This window comes from Mycobacterium sp., from assembly GCF_050701675.1.
GTDB lineage: Bacteria > Actinomycetota > Actinomycetes > Mycobacteriales > Mycobacteriaceae > Mycobacterium.
In genome coordinates this window covers 1-1,506 of record NZ_JBOGDD010001156.1, presented here as the reverse complement: position 1 = coordinate 1,506, position 1,506 = coordinate 1, and the positions used below count along the sequence as shown (strand labels likewise).

The following is a 1,506-nucleotide window of genomic DNA, read 5'->3' as shown; positions in this document are numbered from 1 at the left end:
AGGTGTCGGTGACGGGGATGACGTCACCGTCCTTCAGTGGCGGTGCGGTGCCGTTGCGGGGTAGCAACGCGACGTATTGTTCGCCGATCGCGGACTGGCTGTGCACCTCGGCGCGCAGGTCGGAGGGGATGTCGATGCCGGACTTGAGGGATAGCACAGCTTGGACGCCGTCGCCGTGGAGCCGGACCGACTCCACCCGGCCCACTTCGGTGCCGCGGTAGGTGACGTTGCCGGTGCTGTAGAGGCCGCCGGTCTGTGGCAGATCGACGGTGACGGTGTAACGGCCGACCCCGAACAGCAGCGCCGGCAGTCTCATGAAGTGCAGCGCCATCACCAGGATGGCGAACAGCGCGATCGCCGTGAATATGGCGAGTTGGATCTTGATGCGTCGGTGCAGATGCATTCTTAGGGCCCCTGATCCCAGTGGTAGGGAACAACCAAGGGATTGCCTTGGGTGTACGGACTGGGGAATTGGCCGATGGTGCGGCCCCACTGCATTTCCAGCTCGGTGAGGTGGCCTTCCCACCGGGTGCCGGTGAAGATGCCCTGATCGATCCGGCTGAGGGTGAGGTCGACGATCGCGGTGAGGTTGGCGTAGTCGCCGCGCTGCCACTTCTCGATGGTCTCGTTGGGGAAGGGGAAGGTCGGGATGTAGCTCAGCGAGCGGGTCAGGCTCGGTCCGGCGTTGGCCAGGCTCTCCAGCACGGGCCCGACCTGCTGCAGTTCCTTGACCAGGTTCTGCTTGGTCTGGTTGACCGTGTCCACGGTGAGGGCGGCGAACTTGCCGAGCTGGTCGGCGGCGTTGATCAGGTTGTCCTTTTCCTTGTTCAGCTCGGCCAGGGCGTCGGGGATGGTTTGCAGCGCCCTGTCCAGGACGGGTTGTTTGGCGGCGAACTTGGCGGCGAGCTGGTTGAGGCTGTCGGTGGCGGCGATGATGTCGGGGGTTTGGTCGTCGAGGTTGGCGGTGAACGTGTCCAGTTGCCCGATCAGGTCACGCAGATCTTGCTCACGGCCGCGGAAGGCGGTGCTGAACGCCTCCGTGATGTCCTGGACCTGGCCCAGCCCGCCGCCGTTGAGCACGCTGGACAGCGCTGCGAGGGTTTCCTCGGTGCTGGGGTAAGAACCGCTGTGCGACAAGGGGATCAGTGATCCCTGGTGCAGCTTGCCCGTCGGCGGTTCCTCGGTCGGGGGGGCAAGCTCCAGGTGCAACGACCCTAGCAAGCTGGTCTGGCCGAGTTTGGCGGTCGCGTTGGCCGGCAGGTCGACGTCGCCGTCGAGGGTCAGGGACAGCAGCGCGTGCCAGCCCTGGCGTTCGATCTTGGTCACCGTGCCGACCGCGACGTCGCCGACCCGGACCCGCGAGTTGGGTTGGATGTTGTTCACGTCGGGCATCTGCACGCCGATCTCATAGGAGCCGGGTCCGTGACCTTGGGTTCCGGGCATCGGCAGCGAGTTCAGGCCGTGCCAGCTGCTGCAGCCGGAGACGGTGATCAGGGCCGCGCCCAC

At 65.7% G+C, this 1,506-nt stretch carries 2 protein-coding genes; both read right to left on the bottom strand.

The window, feature by feature from the left end; translation table 11 throughout:
- Positions 1-403, bottom strand: a 403-nt coding sequence (locus tag ACRDUX_RS35805) for an MlaD family protein (protein ID WP_526421426.1), incomplete at its 3' end; no start/stop codon positions are given.
- A 2-nt stretch (positions 404-405) separates the two neighbouring features.
- Complete coding sequence (locus ACRDUX_RS35800) at positions 406-1,506, bottom strand: virulence factor Mce family protein (RefSeq protein ID WP_526421424.1); 1,101 nt, start codon at positions 1,504-1,506, stop codon at positions 406-408.